The following is a 17397-nucleotide window of genomic DNA, read 5'->3' on the forward strand; positions in this document are numbered from 1 at the left end:
AATGCGCCCATGGCCGACCTCGACGCCCTGCGCTCCCGCTTCGCCCGCGCCCTGGCGGGAGCCACCGCCCACGGCACGGCGCCCGGCGCCGCCCCCGTCCCCGACCCCGCGCCGTACGCCGACGACCTGCTCGCCCGCTGGCAGGAGCCCCAGCGGCGGTACCACACCCTGGCGCACCTCACCGCGGTCCTGGACCACATCGACGTACTGGCGGAGCACGCAGACGACGTGGACGTCGTCCGGCTCGCCGCGTGGTTCCACGACGCCGTCTACCGGCCCGACCGGTCCGAGAACGAGGAGCGCTCGGCCCGGCTCGCCGAGCGCGCCCTGCCCGAGGCCGGGGTGCCGGCGGCGAAGACCGCCGAGGTGGCCCGGCTGGTGCGGCTCACCGTCAGCCACGCGCCGGACGGCGACGACCGCGACGGGCAGGTGCTGTGCGACGCGGACCTCGCGGTCCTCGCCTCGCCGCCGTCGGCGTACGCGGCGTACACGGCGGCCGTCCGCGAGGAGTACCACTTCGTGCCGAACGCGGCCTTCCGCGAGGGCCGCGCCGCGATCCTGCGCCAGCTCCTCGCCCTGCCCAGCCTGTTCCACACCCCGCACGGACGGCGGGAGTGGGAGGCGACCGCCCGCCACAACCTCACCGGCGAGCTGGAAATGCTGTCGCTCCCCGACACCCCGGACGTCTAGCCTGCCCGGCATGCGGACACTGGGCGGGGAACAGGTCGAAGAGGCCGTGGCGGGCGCCGTCGCGCTGCTGCGGACGGCGACGGACCGGGACTGGGAGGCGGCGCGGGCCGGACGGCTGGAGTGGAGCTGCCGGACCACGGCGGAGCACATCGCGGGCGACCTCATCACCTACGCCGGCCAGCTGGCCGGACGCGCCACCGAGGGGTACGTGCCCTTCGAGATCACCCTCGACGAGGGCACCGGCAACAAGGGCCTCCTCCAGGTCGTCGAGACGACCGGCGCACTGCTCGCCGCCACCCTGCGCACCACCCCGCGGGAGGTCCGGGCCTTCCACCCGTACCCCTTCCGCAGCGCGGACCGCGAGGGCTTCGCCGCGATGGGGATCACCGAGGTGTTCCTGCACACGCACGACATCGCCGAAGGTCTCGGGCTGGCCTACGAGCCGCCCGCCGAGCGGTGCGCGGACCTCCTGGCCCGGCTCTTCCCGCACGTCCGGCCCGACACCGACCCCTGGCGCACCCTGCTGTGGGCCACCGGCCGCGGCGACCTGCCCGGACGGGCCCCGGTCACCGAGTGGCGCTGGCGCAACAACCTGGTGATCCCGGCCGAACGGCTCACCCTCCAGGGCCTCACGCCCGCTGCCGCCGCCGACCTCACCGCGGGCGGCGACGGCGGCTTCACATGGGTCGACGGCGGCCCCTTCCAGGGCACCCGGGACGCCGCCGGAATGCTGCTGAAGTCCTACGAGACGGGGGTCCACCGCCCGGTGTGGGGGATCTTCGTCCTCGTCCGGCGCGAGGACGGGCGCGCGGTCGGCGGCATCGGCTTCCACGGGGTGCCGGACGAGAAGGGCCGGGTGGAGATCGGCTACGACCTCGCCGAGGCGGCCCGGGGCAACGGCTACGCGACCGAGGCCCTGCGCGCCCTGTCCGCGTGGGCGCTGGGGCGGGAGGCGGTGACGTCCGTGCTCGCGACGACCGAGCCGGGGAACACCGCGTCGCAGGCCGTCATCGCCCGCGCCGGGTTCACCCGGATCGCCGGGGAGTCCGCCGAGGGCGGCGAGAGTGCCGGGCAGTTCGCCTACGAGCTGCGCCGCTGAGCACCCGGGGCGGCCCAGCCGGTGGACCCCTTGCGGCGGCGCAGTCCCGCCCCGTGCAGCAGCCGCACCACCTCGCGGCTGCTGACCTCCCGCGCGCCGGCGGACACCGCGTCGGCGTACCGGTGGGCGGGCAGGTCGTAGTGGTCGCGTTCGAAGGCCCGGCGCGGCACGCCCAGGGCCTCGGCGAAGGCGTGCAGTTCGGCGTAGGAGACGTCGCTGACCAGGTGGGACCAGAGGCGGCCGTGGCCCGGCCAGGTCGGCGGGTCGATGTAGAGGGTCACCGGAGGGTCCTCACGAGGGGGCACCGCCGGTGGCCGTGCCCAGCGAGCCGACGGCCGCGACCTTCACGCCCGCCTTGCCGCACACCCAGTGCGGGTCGGGACCCAGCTCGGGCTCGACGTCCAGCGCGTGCGGGTCGCCGGAGCCGCACACCGGGCACAGCGGCCAGCGGCCGTAGCGCTCCAGCAGGGCGTCCTGCACGTCCTGGGCGACCAGCCCGGCCACGAACTCCGCGCCCTCCGGCCACTGCTCGACCCACCAGCGCCGCTGTACGACGGACTCCTCGACCAGCGACACGACGTCCGGTTCGGCGACCTCGCCCGCCACCAGGTCGGCGAGCACGAGGGCGCGGGCGGCGTGCAGCGCCTGCTCCAGGGGGCTGATGGGGTTCATGCACCCATTGTGCGCACTCTTGACCCGCGGACCGAAACGAAAATATCTTTCATGAGTGACCGATGAAGTGAAGGAAACTTTCGCGACCGCTTCCGGGGGCCGCCGGGCCGCCGGCGGCGGAAACGCACCACCCGCACCGCCCGCGCCCGCCGCCCTCGCTGCCAAGGTCCGCACCCTGGCGCCGTCGATGACCCGGTCCATGCAGCGGGTCGCCGAGGCCGTCGCGGGCGACCCGGCCGGCTGCGCGGCCCTCACGGTCACCGGCCTGGCCGAGCTGACCGGCACCAGCGAGGCGACCGTCGTCCGCACCGCCCGGCTGCTCGGCTACCCCGGCTACCGCGACCTGCGCCTCGCGCTCGCCGGGCTGGCCGCCCAGCAGCAGTCCGGCCGTGCCCCCGCCATCACGACGGACATCGCGGTCGACGACCCGATCGCCGACGTGGTCGCCAAGCTGGCCTACGACGAGCAGCAGACTCTCGCGGACACCGCCGCCGGACTGGACACCGTCCAGCTCGGCGCGGCCGTCGCCGCACTGGCCGCCGCCCGCCGCACCGACGTGTACGGCATCGGCGCCTCCAACCTGGTCGCCCAGGATCTCACCCAGAAGATGCTGCGCATAGGTCTCATAGCCCACGCCCCGGGCGACCCGCACCTCGCCGTCACCAACGCGGTGCAGCTGCGCGCGGGGGACGTGGCCCTGGCGATCACGCACTCCGGCTCGACGGGGGACGTCATCGAACCGCTCCGGGTCGCCTTCGAACGGGGCGCGACGACCATCGCCATCACCGGCCGCCCCGACAGCTCCGTCACCCAGTACGCCGACCACGTGCTGACCACGTCCACCGCGCGGGAGAGCGAGCTGCGGCCGGCGGCGATGTCGTCGCGGACCAGCCAGCTGCTGGTCGTGGACTGCCTGTTCGTGGGGGTGGCGCAGCGGATCTACGAGTCGGCGGCACCGGCTCTGGCGGCGTCCTACGAGGCGTTGGCGCATCGGCACGGGGCGCTCCGCGCGGACCGTGGCAGGTGATCGCCGTGGGTGACTGCGGGCCCGTCGCGGCTGGTCGCGCCCACGCGGCGGAGCCGCACATCGATACAGCCCCGCGCCCCTGAGGGCGTTGCACCACCCAGCATCGAGCATTGACCGGAAAGAGCGCATCCTCATGACCTCCACCCCCCATCACCCCGATCTGCGTTCCCAGTTGGAGACGTTGACCACCGAGGAGTTCCGGCCGGAGCTGGCCGAGATCGATCAGTTGCCGACGCTCGACATCGCGCGGCTGATGAACGGTGAGGACGCCACGGTGCCCGCCGCCGTCGCCGAGCGGCTGCCCGAGATCGCCGCCGCCATCGACGCCGTGGCCGCCCGGATGGCGCGCGGCGGGCGGCTGGTCTACGCGGGCGCCGGTACGGCCGGCCGGCTGGGCGTGCTGGACGCCTCGGAGTGCCCGCCGACCTTCAACACCACCCCCGGGCAGGTCACCGGCCTGATCGCGGGCGGCCCGGACGCCATGGTCACCTCCGTGGAGGGCGCCGAGGACTCCCCCGAGCTGGCCCGCGCCGACCTGGACGCCCTCGCGCTGACCGCCGACGACACCGTGGTCGGCGTCTCCGCCTCCGGGCGCACCCCCTATGCCGTCGGCGCTGTCGAGTACGCCCGCTCGCGCGGCGCCCTGACCGTCGGGCTCGCCTGCAACCGGGACAGCGCCCTGGCCGCCGCCGCCGAGCACGGCATCGAGGTGGTCACCGGGCCCGAGCTGCTCACCGGCTCGACGCGGCTCAAGGCGGGCACGGCGCAGAAGCTGGTCCTGAACATGCTGTCGACGATCACGATGATCCGGCTGGGCAAGACGTACGGGAACCTGATGGTGGACGTCCGCGCCTCCAACGAGAAGCTGCGGGCCCGCTCGCGCCGTATCGTCGCGCTCGCCACCGGCGCCGCCGACGACGACATCGAGCGTGCCCTGACCGCGACCGACGGAGAGGTCAAGCACGCGATCCTGGTGCTGCTGGCCGACGTGGACGGCCCGACGGCCGCCCGGCTGCTGGCGGAGTCCGGCGGTCACCTGCGGGCGGCGCTGGCGGCGGCGCTCGGCTGACCGCCGCGGCACCTCCGGCCGGTCCCGGGCGGCCGGGACCGTCGGCGCCGTGTGCGATTCTGAAGGACATGAACCACGCCCAGCTGACCGCGCTGGGCCGCGCCCTGCGCCTCCTCGGTGAGCACGGCGAGGCCCTGACCGCCGACACCCCGGAGGCCAAGCTGCACGAGGTCCGCGCGGACCTGAAGCGTGCGCTGGACCAGCTGGAGGAGAGCGTCACCACGGCGGCCCCCAGCACCCGCTGCCCCGAGCATCCGAACGGGCCGGTCGACAAGGCCGCCCCCGACCTGTGCCTGCTGTGCGAGACCCGCCGCCGCACGGCCCGCCGCGCGGAGTACAACGGCGGACCGCTGCCGGCCCGGCCCGCCGAGCCGGTCCAGTCCCGCTACGGCGTACGGGGGGACCGGCCGCAGCCCCAGCAGCGCTGGCTGCCCGAGCAGTGGACCGGCCAGGCGTGGCAGCTGTGCGGCACCCCGCGCCGCGACCGCCGCGAGGCCGAGCTGTACATCGCTGCCCAACTGCGCGGCCCGCGGGCCGCGATGGCGTACCGCCTCGTCCACGAGTTCACGGACTACGAGGTGCTGCGGGTGTGGGGCACGCCGGTCCGGGTGGACATCGAGCCGATGGGCGGCCTCTGACATGGTGCGACGCAACGACCAGCGCCGGGCGGCCCTCGTCGACGCCGCGATCGAGGTGCTGGCCGCGCAGGGCGCCCGGGGCCTGACCTTCCGGGCGGTGGACACGGAGGCCGCCGTACCGGCCGGGACCGCGTCCAACTACTTCGCCAACCGCGACGATCTGCTCACCCAGGCGGGCGCCCGTGTCTACGAGCGGCTGCACCCCGGCGAGGCCGCCCTCGCGCGCCAGCACACGGCCCCTCGCGACCGTGACACCTACGTGCGGCTGATGCGCGAACTGGTCGACCGGGTCGCCGGGTTCCGCACCGGCTACCTCGCCCTGCTCGAACTGCGCCTGGAGGCCACCCGGCGCCCCGAGCTGCGCGCGGTGCTGACCGAACGCGTCCGCGAGGACGTCGCCGCCAACGTCGCCCACCACGAGGCATCGGGCCTCCCCGGCGACGCCACGGCCGTCAAGCTGCTCATGCTCGCCCTGAACTGGCTGATCGTCGAACAGCTCACCCTGCCGGACGTGTTCACCCCGGCCGAGCGTAACGAACTGGTGGCTGCGGCGGTCGAACGTATCGTGGCGCCGCAGGGCGCGCTTGACTATCCGTGACCAAATAGCCCGTAGCACCCTATCCGCCCAGCAAACGACCCATACTCGGCAGCGTCGTGGACATCGGACGTACTCGATGAAATCCACCGGCGAGGCCGTCTGCAGGCATGCGGCAGTTCCTCGCTCACCAAAGGTCAGCCCAGAGGAACGGAGACCGCCCGCCCATGCCTTCACAACGGTCCCAGACGCCACTCGACGCGGACGTTGCCGTCGCCGTCTTCGTCGAGTACCGGCCACGTCTCCTCGGCATCGCCCACCGCGTGCTCGGCAGCGCCGTCGAGGCGGAGGACGTGCTCCAGGAAGTGTGGCTGCGCTGGCAGAAGACCGACCACTCGACGGTGGTCAGCCCGGCGGCGTTCCTCGCCACGGTCACGACCCGGCTGGCCCTCAACGTCGTACAGTCCGCCCGTGTGCGCCGGGAGACCGCGATGGGACCGTGGCTGGCCGAACCCGTCGACATCGGACCGGATCCGGAGTCGCGCGTCCAGCAGCACGAGGACCTGGCACTGGCCCTGCTGCTGTTGCTGAAGCGGCTGACCCCGGCCGAACGCGCCGCGTTCCTCCTGCGGGAGGCGTTCGACTACGGCTATCCCGAGATAGCCGGGATGCTGCGGATCAGCCAGGGCAACGCGAGGAAGGTCGTGAGCCGCGCCCGCGGACATCTGGCACAGGAGCGGCGGGTTCGCGGCAGCACGGTGGGCCACAGACGCCTGCTGGCTGCGTTCGTCGCCGCGGCCGGGGCGGGGGACGTGGCTTCCCTGGAGGCGCTGCTCACCGCCGACACCGGTGCCCTGCCCACCGCCGACGGAGCGCTCCACGGGGACGCGGCCGTGACGGGCAAGGCACTCGTGGGCACGTGATGGGGCGCGACCACGCTGTGAAGTGACTCCCCCGGGGCCCTGCTCGTCCCGTTAGTATGCGCTTCCATCAGCCGTGTCGCGGAGAAGGCGCGGAGTGGCGACGGGGGGCCGCGTGGCCGGTGAGCAGGTGACGTTCGGCACCTTGCTGCGGGAGTTGCGGCTGGCCGCGTCCTTGACGATCGAGGGACTGGCCGAGACGTCCGGTGTGAGTGTGCGGGGCATCGGGGACCTGGAGCGGGGGCGGCGGGCGGCTCCACAGCGGCGGACCGTGGCAGCCCTGGCCGACGGTCTGGGGCTGGGCGACGCGGAGCGCGAGCGACTGCTGGCCGCGGCGCGCACCGGGCGGGCCCCGCGCTACGCGCCGACGGGGGTGCGTTCCTTCCCCCGGGGCATCGACGACTTCATCGGCCGCGAGCACGAGATCAAGCAGCTCACCGACCTGGCGCAACGCGGCGCCGTCGACGGCGAAGGCGGCGAGGACGGTTCGCGGGGTCACGCGGGGCCGGACGTCGTCGTGATCTCGGGGCCGCCCGGTGCCGGGAAGACGACGCTCGCGCTGCAGGCGGCGCAGGAGGTGGCCGACGCGTTTCCCCACGGCCAGCTGGTGGTGGATCTGCGTGGCACGGCCGACGAGCCGGCCGGCCCGGCGGAACTGGTGCTCGGCGTGCTCAAGGCGTTGCAGGTGGCGGACCGGGACCTGGCCCAGGTCGGTCCCGAGGGTCACCCGGAGCTGTACCGGCGGGTGCTCGCCGACCAGCGCTGCCTGCTGGTCCTCGACAATGCCCGGGACGAGGCCCAGGTCCGCCCGTTGCTGCCCAGTGCGGGCACGGGCATGGTGATGGTGACCAGCCGGCGCATGCTGACCGGGCTGGACAGCGTGCGGCGCCTGCCCCTCGGGGAACTCGGCCCCCAGGAGGCCACGACCCTGCTGGCCGGTCTGGTGGGCGCCGACCGTGCGGCGGCCGACCCGGCGGCGCTCGCCGAGGTCGCCGAGCTGTGCGGTCATCTGCCGCTGGCCCTGCGGGTGGCGGGCAACTGGCTGGCCACCCGCACCGGCTGGAGCGTGCGGCGGCTGGCCGACCGCCTCGCCCGCGAGGACCGGCGGCTGAGCGTGCTGTCCGCCGGTGACGTGCACGTCTCTGCGGCCTTCGAGCTGTCCTACCAGCAGCTCACCCCCACGGCCGCGCGTCTCTTCCGGCGGCTGGCCCTGGTGCCGGGCGCCGACACCTCACCGGCCGCGGCGGCCCAGCTGGTCGGGCAGGATCTCTTCGACACCGAGGACACCCTGGAGGAGCTGGTCGAGACCGGGCTGCTGGGCAGCAACGGCACCCGGTACCGCCTGCACGACCTGCTGCGCCTGTACGCCCGTACCCGTCTGAGCGCCGAGGAGAGCGCGGCGGACGCGGACGCGGCTCGTGCGGCGCTGCACTCCTGGCTGCTGGAGACGGCGAGGGTGGCCGGACGCTGGTACGAACCCGACTACGGCGCCCTGCCCGCCGACTGGGCCGGGGACGTCGACCTGTCCAGCGCCGACCTGGCCCGCGCCTGGCTCCAGGCCGAGGGCGACAACTGGCTCGCCGCCTACCGCACGGCCGCCGCGAACGGCGACCACACCACCGTCGTCGAAGTCGCCGAGGCCCTGCACTGGTTCTCCGACCAGTGGATCTTCTGGGGCCACTGGACGGAGGTCTTCGACACCGCCGCCCGCAGCGCCCAGGCACTCGGCGACCCGCTCGTCGAGGCCACCCAGCTCAACTACCACGCCTGGGCACTGTCCCTGATCGACGGCCGGCACCAGGACAGTCTCGACCGGTCGGCACAGGCCCTGGCCGCCGCCGAACGCGCCCGGGACCTCAACCAGCAGGCATGGGCCCACACCTACCAGCACAGCGCATGTCGGCGTATCGGAGACTTCGAGCGGTCCATGGAGCACACGCTGAGGGCGGCCGAGCTGTTCGAGGCCTGCGGCGATCTCAACGGCGCCCTGCAGGCCCGGTTCGGGCTCGCCGCACTCCTCGTCGAGACCGGCCGCCCCGCCGAGGGCCTGACGCGCTTCGCGGAGGCGTTCGCGTTCATCGAGGAGTCCGGCGACCGTATCGCGCCCCACATCGCGCGCTTCTCCAGGATCCAGATGCACTCGGTCTCCAGCAGGGCCCACCGACATCTCGGCGACTGGGACTCGGCCGTCGGCCACCTCCGTACCGCTCTCGACCTGAGCCGGGACAACCCGGGGATGACCAGCCGGACATTCAACACCCTGGGCCACACCCTGTTGGAGGCGGGTCGCACCGGGCCCGCCCGTGACGCCTTCCTCTCCTGCGTGGCCGTCGGCCGCGAGGCCGACCCCTCGAAGGTCGCCGACGCGCGGGAACAACTCGCCCTCCTAGACGCGGCACCCGAGCCGCCCCCGGGGGACTCCTCACCGTAGCCCCGAGGGCGCCTGCGGTCCTTTCCCCTCGGCGCCCGCCCCGCTCTCCACGTGTCCCTGCGCGCACACGTTCCCACCGCCCCGCGCTGCTGCCGGTTTCTGCCTGCTTCCTGCCTGGAGTGCCGGGCGGCCCGCTGCTTGTCTGATGAAGGCAGGGCAAGGGCCCCGCAGAGCGGGACGTGGAGAAGGAGAGCCAGATGGGCCAGGTGCTGACGACCGCTTCGGTTCCCGACCGGGACAAGCTCGCCTTCTGGCACGACGCGCTGGGCCGGGCGCTGGTGCCGATGACCGTCGTCCCGCTGGGGGACGGTCCGTTCGCCGGCCGCATCGCCGCCGGCCGGGTGGGTCACCTCCGGGTGTGCGACATCAACGCCGACGCCCAGCGCGTCACCCGGACCACCGAACCCTCCTCCCGCACCCCGGAGGGGTTCATCGGCTTCTCGGTCCCGAAGTCGGGCACCACCACGCTCGTCCAGGACGGACGGACGGTCACCGCCGCACCGGGCGACCTGCTGGTGTACGACACGACGCGTCCGTACTCCTTGGAGTGCCCGGCGCCGTTCTCCGCGCGGGTGGTGCACATCCCCCGGACGCTGCTGAGGCTGTCGGAGCGGGAGATCGGGCTGGTCACGGGAACCGTGGTCGACGCCACGGAGGGCCTCGGCGTGGCCGTGGTGTCCCTGCTGACGACGCTGGTCACGCCGGAGCAGCCCTACTCCCGGGAGATCGCGGGCCGGCTGGCCGCCGGCGTCGCCCACCTGTTCGCGACGCTGGTCGCCGAACGGGCCCAGCAGGCCGAGGCGGAACCGGCGCCCCGGCGCGACCGGATGCTGCTGCGCATCCGCGACCACATCGAACGCCACCTGGACGACCCGTCACTGTCGCCGGAGACCGTGGCGAAGGCCCAGCACATCTCGGTCCGCTATCTGCACCGGCTCTTCGAGGGCGAGGACACCACCGTCGCCAGGCACATCCAGCGCCGCCGACTGGAGCAGTGCGCGCGTGAGCTGTCCCGAGGCGACAAGACGGTCCCGACCGTGGCCGCGGTGGCCCAACGGTGGGGCTTCATCAGCCCCGCCCACTTCAGCCGGGCGTTCCGCGGCGTCTACGGCGTCCCCCCGCGCGACTGGCGCGACGCCCGCCTCGTCGTCCGATGAGCGGTTCCATCCGTCCCATGAGCAGGCAGTCCCAAGCATCAGTCGGTCGAGGAGGAAGACCCCATGAGAGACAAGAGTGAGCACGCCACAACGGTCGCGTCCCCGGTGACGGTGGCCGTCGGCCTCCCCGGTGATCCCCCCGTGCTGCTGTGCGCGCAGTTGGTCTACGACGTGGCCGACCCCTATGCCGTACGACTCTCCCTGGGCGCGGGCGAGACTCGGGAGCCGGTCGACTGGTTCTTCGCCCGTTCCCTGCTGGAGGAGGGCCTGCGCCGACCGGCCGGTGTCGGGAACGTGCTGGTGAGTCCGCCGCACCGGTGCCATCGGGACACCGTCTCCATCGTCCTCAGGTCGGCCGTGGGCTCCGCGCGGATCGAGGTCCCCGCCCTGGACACCGCCGAGTTCCTGCGGCGCTCGCACGAGCTGGTGCCGATGGGGGAGGAAGGCCGGCACGTCGACATCGACCACTCGCTCGCCGCTCTCATGAACAGCTGCGAGTGACATGCGCGGGCGCCTTGTGCACGCCGGATCAAGCACGGTGCGCCGACAGGCAATTCGCCCCTGCCGACGCCCACTAGCGTGCCAGGGGCGAGGCGGGCCGAGCCGGGTCCGCCGTGGAGCCGAAACGCCGGAGACCCCGGCATGGCCCAGGTCACCCAGGAGTACGTGATGTCCCACCCTGCCGAGCCGGTACGGCCCGTGCTGGAGCCGTCGGCGGCAGCGTTCGCCGAGGCGACGGCCCGCCGGCCGTTTCTCCACGAGTTGCCGCCCGCCGAGGCACGCGGGGTCGTCGACGAGGCGCAGTCGGGCCCGGTGGCACTGCCCGCCGTGACCGAGGAGTGGATCACCGTCCCGAACGGGCCCACCGGCGGCGTCCGCACCCGGATCGTCAGACCCGCCGGGGCTGCCGGGCTCCTGCCGGTGATCCTCTACCTGCACGGCTCCGGCTGGGCGTACGGCAACGCCCGCACCCACGACCGGCTGGTCCGCGAACTCGCGGTCGGCACCGGGGCCGCGGTGGTCTTCCCCGAGTACGACCTCTCACCCGAGGAGCGCTATCCGGTGGCTCTCGAACAGAGCTACACCGTCGCCCGGTGGATCACCGTGAAGGGACCGGCGAGGGACCTCGACAGCCGTCGGCTGGCCGTGGCCGGTGACTCGGCGGGCGGCAACATGGCCGCCGCCCTGACCCTGATGGCCAAGGAGTACGGCGATGTCCCCCTGGTGCAGCAGGTGTTGTTCTACCCCGTGACCGACGCGGCATTCGACACCCACTCGTACCACCAGTTCGCCGAGGGGTACTTCCTGCGCCGCGACGGCATGCAACGGTACTGGGACCAGTACACGACCAACCAGGCCGAACGCGCCCAGATCACCGCCTCCCCCTTACGGGCCACGACGGAGCAACTGACGGGGCTGCCACCGGCCCTGGTCGTCACCGGTGAGGCGGACGTGCTGCGCGACGAGGGCGAGGCCTACGCGAACAAGCTCCGCGAGGCGGGCGTCCCCGTCACCGCGGTCCGCTTCCAGGGCATCATCCACGACTTCCTGATGCTCGACGCCCTGCGCGAGACCCACGCCGCCCGGGCCGCGATCTCCCTGGCCGTCGCCATCCTGCGCACCGCCCTGCACCCGGCCTGACCTCGGGCCGGGAGATGCGGCCCGCCGGGTCAGATCTGGTTCTCGCCGCCGTCGACGTACCAGTTGGCGCCGAGGACGAAGCTGCTCTGGTCCGAAGCGAGGAAGGCCACTACCGCGGCGACCTCCTCCGGGCGCCCCATCCGCCCGATCGCGGTGTCCCCGGCGAGCTTCGTGTGGACGGCGGGCAGATCCGTCCCGTCGAAGAGGCTGGTGATCCCGGGAGTGTCGACCGGGCCCGGGGAGATCGCGTTGACCCGGACGCCGCGGCCCTTGAGTTCGTTGGCCCAGCCCCGCGCGAAGGTCCGGACGGCGGCCTTGGAGGCGGCGTACAGGCTGAACGCCTCGGCGCCGTTGTCCGCGGCGGTGGAGGCGTTGAGGATCACCGAGGCACCGTCGTTGAGCAGCGGCAGCGCCTTCTGCACGGTGAAGAGGGTGCCCCGCACGTTGACGCCGAAGATCTCCTCGAACCGCTCCTCGGTGATCTCCTCCAACGGCACGAGCGAGGCGGTCGCCGCGTTGGCGAAGACCACGTCGAGACCCCGGCCGCGGGCGCGGACCGCTTCGTAGAGCCGGTCCACGTCGGCCGGGTCCGAGACGTCACCGGCCACGGCCGTGACCCGCTCGGCGCCGATGATCTCCACGGCCTCGTCCAGCGCGGCCTTGCGCCGCCCGGTGATGAACACGTGCGCGCCCTCGTCCGCCAGCCGCACCGCACTGGCCAGACCGATCCCCGTGCCGCCGCCGGTGACGACGGCGGTCCTGCCTTCGAGCTGTCCCATGGTGAATGACCTCCGCTGAAATTCAGTACCGATCGGTACTGAAAGCGAACGTAGCACATCTGTACCGACCGATACGGAAGACGTAGACTGGAGGACATGGAGACGCGACAGAAGGCGGCGGTCGGCCGGCCGAGGGGCTTCGACACCGACGAGGCCCTCAAAAAGGCCATGCGGGTCTTCTGGGAGCAGGGCTACGAGGGCGCCAGCCTCACCGACCTGACCGGTGCCATGGGCATCACCCGCACCAGCATGTACGCGGCCTTCGGCAACAAGGAGGACCTGTTCCGCAAGGCGCTGGAGCGCTACGAGGAGGGTCCCGCCTCCTACGTGGCACGCGCCCTGAAGAAGCCCACCGCCCGCGAAGTGGCCACGGCGTTCCTGAACGGCGCCGTGGAGGTCAGCACCCGCCCGGACTGCCCGGCCGGCTGCCTGGGCGTCCAGGGCTCCCTCGCCTCCGGCGAGACCGGACGCCCCGCCCGTGACCTGCTCGCCGACTGGCGCGAAGGGGGCGTCGCCCAACTCCGCGACCGGTTCGGGCAGGCCGTCGACGACGGGGACCTCCCGCCCGGCACCGACCCGCTGCACATCGCCCGCTACCTGATGACGTTCGCCAACGGCATCGCCGTGCAGGCCACCGGGGGCGCCACCCGGGAAGACCTCCGGCGGGTGGCCGACACGGCCCTGAGCAACTGGCCACCCGCGTGATCCGTCAGGGGCCGACCGGGCCGGCTGCCGCCAGAGCCTCCGCCACCGCCTGCCTCAGCGAACGGCCGGTGATCCAGCGGTTCTCCCCGCCCGCCAGATGCGCCGCGGCACGGCCCACCCATTCCGGGTCGCCGAGAAGCTGGAGCTTCCCGTCATCGGCGAGCTGCCGCAGCAAGGCCTCCAGCCGGAGCGCGTCAACCGCCCGGTAGGGGCGCGTGTGCTGGTCGAAGCGCAGCTGGTGGTCCTCGTAGGGGTGGCGCAGCGTCATGTGCAACCAGCCGCCGTCACGCGTGGCGACCGTGCCCCTCAGCGTGTACAGGCCCCTGTTGTTCGTGTCCCAGGGGTGCTTGCCCCAGGTGATCCTTACGCCGTTCATGATCCTGCCCCAGGGGACCAATCGCCCCTCGGAGTCCGGCTCGTGCTGGTGGAGCCCTTCCGGGCGGAGCTCCACCCAGTGGGTGTCAGGCCGTGTGGCGTCCCCGACTCCCCAACGGCCGTCGGTCAGTTCCAGCGGCCCAAGAGACGCACGGTCCTCCCCCATGCGGTCATTGAACCACGCGGACGGCCACGCCCTCAGGGGCGGGCACTCTCCCGGTTCGCCCCGCGCAGCCGCGCCTTCAACACCTCCTCGGGCCGCGCCACGCCCACCGACGCCCGCGGGCAGTCCCACTCCCGGCCCCCCGCGACCGGCCGCAGCTGCACGCGGCCGCCCACGTGGCCCATCACCTCCCCCACCCGGCCGTCCCTCGCGTCCACGGCATGCGTGCCGACGGCCGGCCGCTCGCCCCGCACCACCGACGCCAGCCGCTCCGCGACCCGCACGTTGCACCGCCCCAGGTCGACCAGGGCGAACGGCTCGTCACTCGCGCCGGTCACCGGGTCGACGCACAGGGACGGCAGTACGACACCGGCGCCCACGAGGGCCTGCCGCAGGGACTCGACGACTTCTTCGGTCGACCGCACCCTTCCTCACCTCCACGCTGAGTTCGTGATTCGCGACACAGCGTGTCCGACCCGCCCCTAACCTGGCCATACAGGGCGCTCCAACAACCTCCGCTGTGCGACCGGGAGTTCCGTCACCATGCCAGGACCCAAAGACCTCGACCCGTCCTCCTCCCCCCGCGCCCTCCTGGGCGCCGAGCTGCGCCACGCCCGCGAGAAGTCCGGCCTGAGCCAGGAGGAGCTGGGCGCGCGGCTGTTCGTCAGCGGTTCGTTCATCGGGCAGTTGGAGTCCGGCACGCGCCGGATGCAGCCGGAGTACGCCCGCCTGCTGGACGACGTCCTGGGCACGGAGGATTTCTTCCGCCGGAACTGCGCGGCGTCGGCGAAGTCGAAGTATCCGGAGCACTTCGCGGAGGCGGCGGAGGCGGAGGGGGCGGCCACGGAGATCAAGGAGTACGCGTCGATGCTGATCCCCGGTCTCCTGCAGACGCCCGCCTACGCGCGGGCCGTCTGCCGCGCCTATCAGCCGACTACGGCTGACGAGGTGATCGACGGGTTAGTGACGGCGCGGATGGAGCGGGCCCGTATGCTCGCCGATCCAACAAGGTTCGTGTTGTGGGCCGTCATTGACGAGTCCGCATTGCGTCGATCCACGGGCGGCGCCGAGGTGATGGCGGAGGCTCTGCGCCATCTCGCCTCCCTGATACGGGAGAACCGGGTCATCGTGCAAGTACTGCCCTTCGATGCGGGAGCGCACCCGGCCATGCAGGGCTGCGTCAAACTGATGGACTTTGCGGACGCCCCTTCGCTGGTCTACCTCGAAGGCGTCGGGACCGGACGGGTCGACGACGATCCCGCCACCGTGGGGCGTTACCGCTTCTACTACGAACTCCTCATGGTCGCCGCGCTCTCGCCCGCCAAGTCCCTGTCCTTGATCGAGAAGCTGGCGCAGAATTACGCGCATGGAGACCACCCCTGAGTACGACTGGTACAAGTCCAGCTACAGCGGCGGAAGCGGCGACAACTGCCTGGAAGTCGCCTGCTGGCGCAAGTCCAGCTACAGCGGCGGAAGCGGTGGCAACTGCCTCGAAGTCGCCACCGGCGCCCCCACCGCCGTCCCGGTCCGGGACTCGAAGAACCCCGCAGGGCCCACCCTCCGCTTCCAGGCCGAGGCATGGTCGGTGTTCGTCGACGGAGTCAGGCGCGGCGGCGTTTCAGGCCGAGGTGGACGGTGACCACGGTCAGCCCGGCCACGCCGTACGCCAGCCACAGGCCGCCGGTCCAGTAGTCCCGCGTCGCCTCCGCGTCCTGCGCCTTCTGCTGCTGCGCGTACGTCCGCGTGCCCGCCGAGCGGCCGTCGGTGAAGTCGTACAGGTCGCACGTCTCCCCCGGTTTCATGGGGCCGGAGCGCTCCGCGTCGCCGTACTCCGTGATGATGCCGTCGCACTGCGGGGTGCCGTCGGCGGTCGCCGTCGCGGTGAGGAAGTACCCGCCGACGACGACCGGGACGGCGAACAGGCCCAGCAGGAGACCCCGGAAGCTCACGCCTCCGGCCCCACCAGGGGCAGCGGCGCAAACTCGTACCCCTCCCACAGGCGCCGGGAGGTCTCCTCCGGGTACGGTGCGACGGCCGGCTCCGCGTCGAAGACCCGTACGAGACGCTGCCCCGTGTCGTACGCGGGCCAGCCCGGGTCTCCGGTGTGGGCGAACGCCGTCCAGGCGGCGCGGAACCGGGACGACAGGGCCAGCGCCTCCTCGGACGGCTCCGCGCCGCCGAACTGGAGCAGCGCCAGGTCCGCCTGGAAGGTGCCGAAGAGGAGGGGGATGTCCAGGGCGTGGCAGGCGCCCAGCGCGCCGCCGTAGGCCGGTGCTGGCCAGGTGAGTTCGTAGACGTGGGCCCGGCCGCCGCCCGCGAGGTGGGCCTCTGCCAGGTGGAGGGACGGCATCGCGAACAGCCAGTCGGTCTGGACGTGTTCGTACAGGTCGTTGGCCGCCGCGTCCGGGAAGGCCGCGCGGTAGGCGGCCTCACCGCCCGGGGCGTACAGGCGCAGGGCGGCGCTCGCCCGGTCCTCACCGATCTCGCCGAGCTTGCCCGCCATCATCGTGAACAGCCGGTTCTCGTCACGGTTGTGACCGACTATCACCTCTACGTCCCGGGCCGCGCCGGACGCCAGCGCCTGCCACGGCGCGACCGGCAGGAACTCGCCGTCCACGACCGGCGCGTACGGGGTGAGCGTGGGCGCCGCCTGGCCCCAGCGGGCGACGTTGCCGGGCATCTTCGGGGCGAGGGCCTGGCCCGCCCCGACGAGCTGCGCCGGGGCGATGTCCGAGAGGTCCTCGACGGTCGGGCGCAGGCCCAGCTCGGCGGCGAGGGCGGAACCGATGTCGGCGGCGAGTTCCGGGGAGAAGAAGGTGCCCGGCACGCTCTGCGCGACGGCCCGCCGGAAGAGTCCGGCCGCACGGGGCATCGCCAGCAGCGAGGCCACGGAACCGGCGCCGGCCGACTCGCCGAAGACGGTGACCCGGTCGGGGTCGCCGCCGAACGCGGCGATGTTCTCCTGCACCCAGACCAGCGCCGCCACCTGGTCGAGCAGGCCCCGGTTGGCGGGGGCGCCCTCGATGTGGGCGAAGCCCTCCATGCCGACGCGGTAGTTGAGGGTGACGACGACGAGGTCGCCGTCGGCGGCGATGCGGCGGGCGTCGTAGGCGGGGTTGCCGGAGTGGCCGAGTTTGTAGGCGCCGCCGTAGATCCAGACCATGACCGGGCGCTGGGCGGCCGGATCGGGGGCGGGGGTCCAGACGTTGACCGTCAGCCACTCGTCGCCCCCGGTGGCGTCCGGGGGGCCGGCGGTGCCCGCGGCGCCCAGGTCCTGCGGGGGCGGCGGGCCGAAGGCGTACGCGTCGCGCACGCCGTCCCAGGGACGGGGGCGGCGCGGGGCGGCGAACCGGGCGTCGCCCACCGGTGGCTGGGCGAACGGGATGCCCCGGAAGACGGTCAGGCCGTCCTCGGTCCGGCCGCGCACCGCGCCGGAGGAGGTGCGCACCACGGGTTCCACTGACTCGGCAGCTCCAGAGATCGTCATCCTTGGGAC

Annotated in this window: 21 protein-coding genes; 14 read left to right on the top strand and 7 right to left on the bottom strand. The window is 73.1% G+C overall.

Going from position 1 to position 17397, the window contains the following annotated elements:
- Positions 1 to 9: 9 nt before the first annotated feature.
- Positions 10 to 690 (top strand): HD domain-containing protein, encoded by a 681-nt coding sequence (locus ACZ6IM_RS14530; protein ID WP_469556745.1) that lies wholly within the window; start codon positions 10 to 12, stop codon positions 688 to 690.
- A gap of 10 nt (positions 691 to 700) precedes the next feature.
- Positions 701 to 1789, top strand: a complete 1089-nt coding sequence (locus ACZ6IM_RS14535; protein WP_052839137.1) for a GNAT family N-acetyltransferase — start codon at positions 701 to 703, stop codon at positions 1787 to 1789.
- Here ACZ6IM_RS14535 and ACZ6IM_RS14540 read toward each other — a convergent pair.
- Together ACZ6IM_RS14540 and ACZ6IM_RS14545 are read right to left on the bottom strand one after the other, a co-directional pair.
- Complete coding sequence (locus tag ACZ6IM_RS14540) at positions 1771 to 2070, bottom strand: DUF4031 domain-containing protein (protein WP_052839136.1); 300 nt, start codon at positions 2068 to 2070, stop codon at positions 1771 to 1773. The two genes, ACZ6IM_RS14535 and ACZ6IM_RS14540, sit on opposite strands and share 19 nt — an antisense overlap.
- Before the next feature lie 10 nt (positions 2071 to 2080).
- Positions 2081 to 2461 (bottom strand): hypothetical protein, encoded by a 381-nt coding sequence (locus ACZ6IM_RS14545; RefSeq protein ID WP_052839135.1) that lies wholly within the window; start codon positions 2459 to 2461, stop codon positions 2081 to 2083.
- Between the two features lie 67 nt (positions 2462 to 2528).
- Between ACZ6IM_RS14545 and ACZ6IM_RS14550 the strand changes: the two genes are divergently transcribed.
- From ACZ6IM_RS14550 to ACZ6IM_RS14590, 9 genes are all read left to right on the top strand, one after another.
- Positions 2529 to 3488 carry a MurR/RpiR family transcriptional regulator gene (locus ACZ6IM_RS14550; RefSeq protein WP_469556748.1) on the top strand — a complete coding sequence of 320 codons (960 nt, stop codon included), beginning with the start codon at positions 2529 to 2531 and terminating at the stop codon, positions 3486 to 3488.
- Positions 3489 to 3621: 133 nt separating this feature from the next.
- A complete protein-coding gene (murQ, locus tag ACZ6IM_RS14555; protein ID WP_052839133.1) occupies positions 3622 to 4557 on the top strand; it encodes an N-acetylmuramic acid 6-phosphate etherase in 936 nt (311 codons plus the stop codon).
- A gap of 68 nt (positions 4558 to 4625) precedes the next feature.
- On the top strand, positions 4626 to 5195 hold the full coding sequence (locus ACZ6IM_RS14560) for a hypothetical protein (protein ID WP_052839132.1): 570 nt from the start codon (positions 4626 to 4628) through the stop codon (positions 5193 to 5195).
- Position 5196: 1 nt separating this feature from the next.
- Positions 5197 to 5793: a TetR/AcrR family transcriptional regulator gene (locus tag ACZ6IM_RS14565; protein WP_052839131.1), complete on the top strand. Its 597-nt coding sequence runs from the start codon at positions 5197 to 5199 to the stop codon at positions 5791 to 5793.
- A gap of 164 nt (positions 5794 to 5957) precedes the next feature.
- Positions 5958 to 6653 carry a sigma-70 family RNA polymerase sigma factor gene (locus ACZ6IM_RS14570; protein WP_052839130.1) on the top strand — a complete coding sequence of 232 codons (696 nt, stop codon included), beginning with the start codon at positions 5958 to 5960 and terminating at the stop codon, positions 6651 to 6653.
- Positions 6654 to 6765: 112 nt separating this feature from the next.
- Entirely contained in the window at positions 6766 to 9081 is a 2316-nt protein-coding gene (locus ACZ6IM_RS14575) for a helix-turn-helix domain-containing protein (protein WP_052839129.1), read from the top strand.
- A gap of 197 nt (positions 9082 to 9278) precedes the next feature.
- The gene (locus ACZ6IM_RS14580; RefSeq protein ID WP_052839128.1) at positions 9279 to 10238 is read left to right on the top strand and encodes an AraC-like ligand-binding domain-containing protein; all 960 of its coding nucleotides are present in this window, start codon (positions 9279 to 9281) and stop codon (positions 10236 to 10238) included.
- Positions 10239 to 10301: 63 nt separating this feature from the next.
- Positions 10302 to 10739, top strand: coding sequence for an SsgA family sporulation/cell division regulator (locus ACZ6IM_RS14585; RefSeq protein WP_052839127.1), 438 nt, complete (start codon positions 10302 to 10304; stop codon positions 10737 to 10739).
- A 168-nt stretch (positions 10740 to 10907) separates the two neighbouring features.
- Positions 10908 to 11879, top strand: a complete 972-nt coding sequence (locus ACZ6IM_RS14590) for an alpha/beta hydrolase (RefSeq protein ID WP_469556807.1) — start codon at positions 10908 to 10910, stop codon at positions 11877 to 11879.
- 29 nt (positions 11880 to 11908) lie between these two features.
- On the opposite strand, the gene ACZ6IM_RS14595 is transcribed toward ACZ6IM_RS14590, so the two are convergent.
- Positions 11909 to 12658, bottom strand: a complete 750-nt coding sequence (locus ACZ6IM_RS14595; RefSeq protein WP_469556752.1) for an SDR family NAD(P)-dependent oxidoreductase — start codon at positions 12656 to 12658, stop codon at positions 11909 to 11911.
- Between the two features lie 96 nt (positions 12659 to 12754).
- On the opposite strand from ACZ6IM_RS14595, the gene ACZ6IM_RS14600 reads away from it, so the two are divergent.
- Entirely contained in the window at positions 12755 to 13363 is a 609-nt protein-coding gene (locus ACZ6IM_RS14600) for a TetR/AcrR family transcriptional regulator (RefSeq protein ID WP_052839125.1), read from the top strand.
- A gap of 4 nt (positions 13364 to 13367) precedes the next feature.
- Here ACZ6IM_RS14600 and ACZ6IM_RS14605 read toward each other — a convergent pair whose 3' ends face one another.
- Together ACZ6IM_RS14605 and ACZ6IM_RS14610 are read right to left on the bottom strand one after the other, a co-directional pair.
- Complete coding sequence (locus ACZ6IM_RS14605; protein ID WP_469556754.1) at positions 13368 to 13904, bottom strand: hypothetical protein; 537 nt, start codon at positions 13902 to 13904, stop codon at positions 13368 to 13370.
- A 32-nt stretch (positions 13905 to 13936) separates the two neighbouring features.
- A complete protein-coding gene (locus tag ACZ6IM_RS14610; RefSeq protein ID WP_469556756.1) occupies positions 13937 to 14326 on the bottom strand; it encodes a hypothetical protein in 390 nt (129 codons plus the stop codon).
- A 118-nt stretch (positions 14327 to 14444) separates the two neighbouring features.
- On the opposite strand from ACZ6IM_RS14610, the gene ACZ6IM_RS14615 reads away from it, so the two are divergent.
- Positions 14445 to 15284 (top strand): helix-turn-helix domain-containing protein, encoded by an 840-nt coding sequence (locus ACZ6IM_RS14615; RefSeq protein WP_469556758.1) that lies wholly within the window; start codon positions 14445 to 14447, stop codon positions 15282 to 15284.
- Positions 15268 to 15540 carry a DUF397 domain-containing protein gene (locus ACZ6IM_RS14620; protein WP_052839122.1) on the top strand — a complete coding sequence of 91 codons (273 nt, stop codon included), beginning with the start codon at positions 15268 to 15270 and terminating at the stop codon, positions 15538 to 15540. Before ACZ6IM_RS14615 ends, ACZ6IM_RS14620 begins: the two co-directional genes overlap by 17 nt.
- Here the strand turns inward: ACZ6IM_RS14620 and ACZ6IM_RS14625 are convergent.
- Together ACZ6IM_RS14625 and ACZ6IM_RS14630 are read right to left on the bottom strand one after the other, a co-directional pair.
- Complete coding sequence (locus tag ACZ6IM_RS14625; protein WP_052839121.1) at positions 15503 to 15850, bottom strand: hypothetical protein; 348 nt, start codon at positions 15848 to 15850, stop codon at positions 15503 to 15505. The genes ACZ6IM_RS14620 and ACZ6IM_RS14625 overlap by 38 nt on opposite strands.
- Positions 15847 to 17388: a carboxylesterase/lipase family protein gene (locus ACZ6IM_RS14630; protein ID WP_052839120.1), complete on the bottom strand. Its 1542-nt coding sequence runs from the start codon at positions 17386 to 17388 to the stop codon at positions 15847 to 15849. Before ACZ6IM_RS14630 ends, ACZ6IM_RS14625 begins: the two co-directional genes overlap by 4 nt.
- Positions 17389 to 17397 lie beyond the last annotated feature (9 nt).

Source organism: Streptomyces sp. NPDC042336 (assembly GCF_055581985.1).

Bases quoted from the DNA above. Each gene is read 5' to 3' on its own strand.
- ACZ6IM_RS14530 (WP_469556745.1), top strand. From the start codon at position 10: ATGGCCGACCTCGACGCCCTGCGCTCCCGCTTCGCCCGCGCCCTGGCG.
- ACZ6IM_RS14535 (WP_052839137.1), top strand. From the start codon at position 701: ATGCGGACACTGGGCGGGGAACAGGTCGAAGAGGCCGTGGCGGGCGCC.
- ACZ6IM_RS14545 (WP_052839135.1), bottom strand. From the start codon at position 2,461: ATGAACCCCATCAGCCCCCTGGAGCAGGCGCTGCACGCCGCCCGCGCC.
- murQ (WP_052839133.1), top strand. From the start codon at position 3,622: ATGACCTCCACCCCCCATCACCCCGATCTGCGTTCCCAGTTGGAGACG.
- ACZ6IM_RS14560 (WP_052839132.1), top strand. From the start codon at position 4,626: ATGAACCACGCCCAGCTGACCGCGCTGGGCCGCGCCCTGCGCCTCCTC.
- ACZ6IM_RS14565 (WP_052839131.1), top strand. From the start codon at position 5,197: ATGGTGCGACGCAACGACCAGCGCCGGGCGGCCCTCGTCGACGCCGCG.
- ACZ6IM_RS14570 (WP_052839130.1), top strand. From the start codon at position 5,958: ATGCCTTCACAACGGTCCCAGACGCCACTCGACGCGGACGTTGCCGTC.
- ACZ6IM_RS14580 (WP_052839128.1), top strand. From the start codon at position 9,279: ATGGGCCAGGTGCTGACGACCGCTTCGGTTCCCGACCGGGACAAGCTC.
- ACZ6IM_RS14585 (WP_052839127.1), top strand. From the start codon at position 10,302: ATGAGAGACAAGAGTGAGCACGCCACAACGGTCGCGTCCCCGGTGACG.
- ACZ6IM_RS14590 (WP_469556807.1), top strand. From the start codon at position 10,908: ATGTCCCACCCTGCCGAGCCGGTACGGCCCGTGCTGGAGCCGTCGGCG.
- ACZ6IM_RS14595 (WP_469556752.1), bottom strand. From the start codon at position 12,658: ATGGGACAGCTCGAAGGCAGGACCGCCGTCGTCACCGGCGGCGGCACG.
- ACZ6IM_RS14600 (WP_052839125.1), top strand. From the start codon at position 12,755: ATGGAGACGCGACAGAAGGCGGCGGTCGGCCGGCCGAGGGGCTTCGAC.
- ACZ6IM_RS14605 (WP_469556754.1), bottom strand. From the start codon at position 13,904: ATGGGGGAGGACCGTGCGTCTCTTGGGCCGCTGGAACTGACCGACGGC.
- ACZ6IM_RS14615 (WP_469556758.1), top strand. From the start codon at position 14,445: ATGCCAGGACCCAAAGACCTCGACCCGTCCTCCTCCCCCCGCGCCCTC.
- ACZ6IM_RS14620 (WP_052839122.1), top strand. From the start codon at position 15,268: ATGGAGACCACCCCTGAGTACGACTGGTACAAGTCCAGCTACAGCGGC.
- ACZ6IM_RS14630 (WP_052839120.1), bottom strand. From the start codon at position 17,388: ATGACGATCTCTGGAGCTGCCGAGTCAGTGGAACCCGTGGTGCGCACC.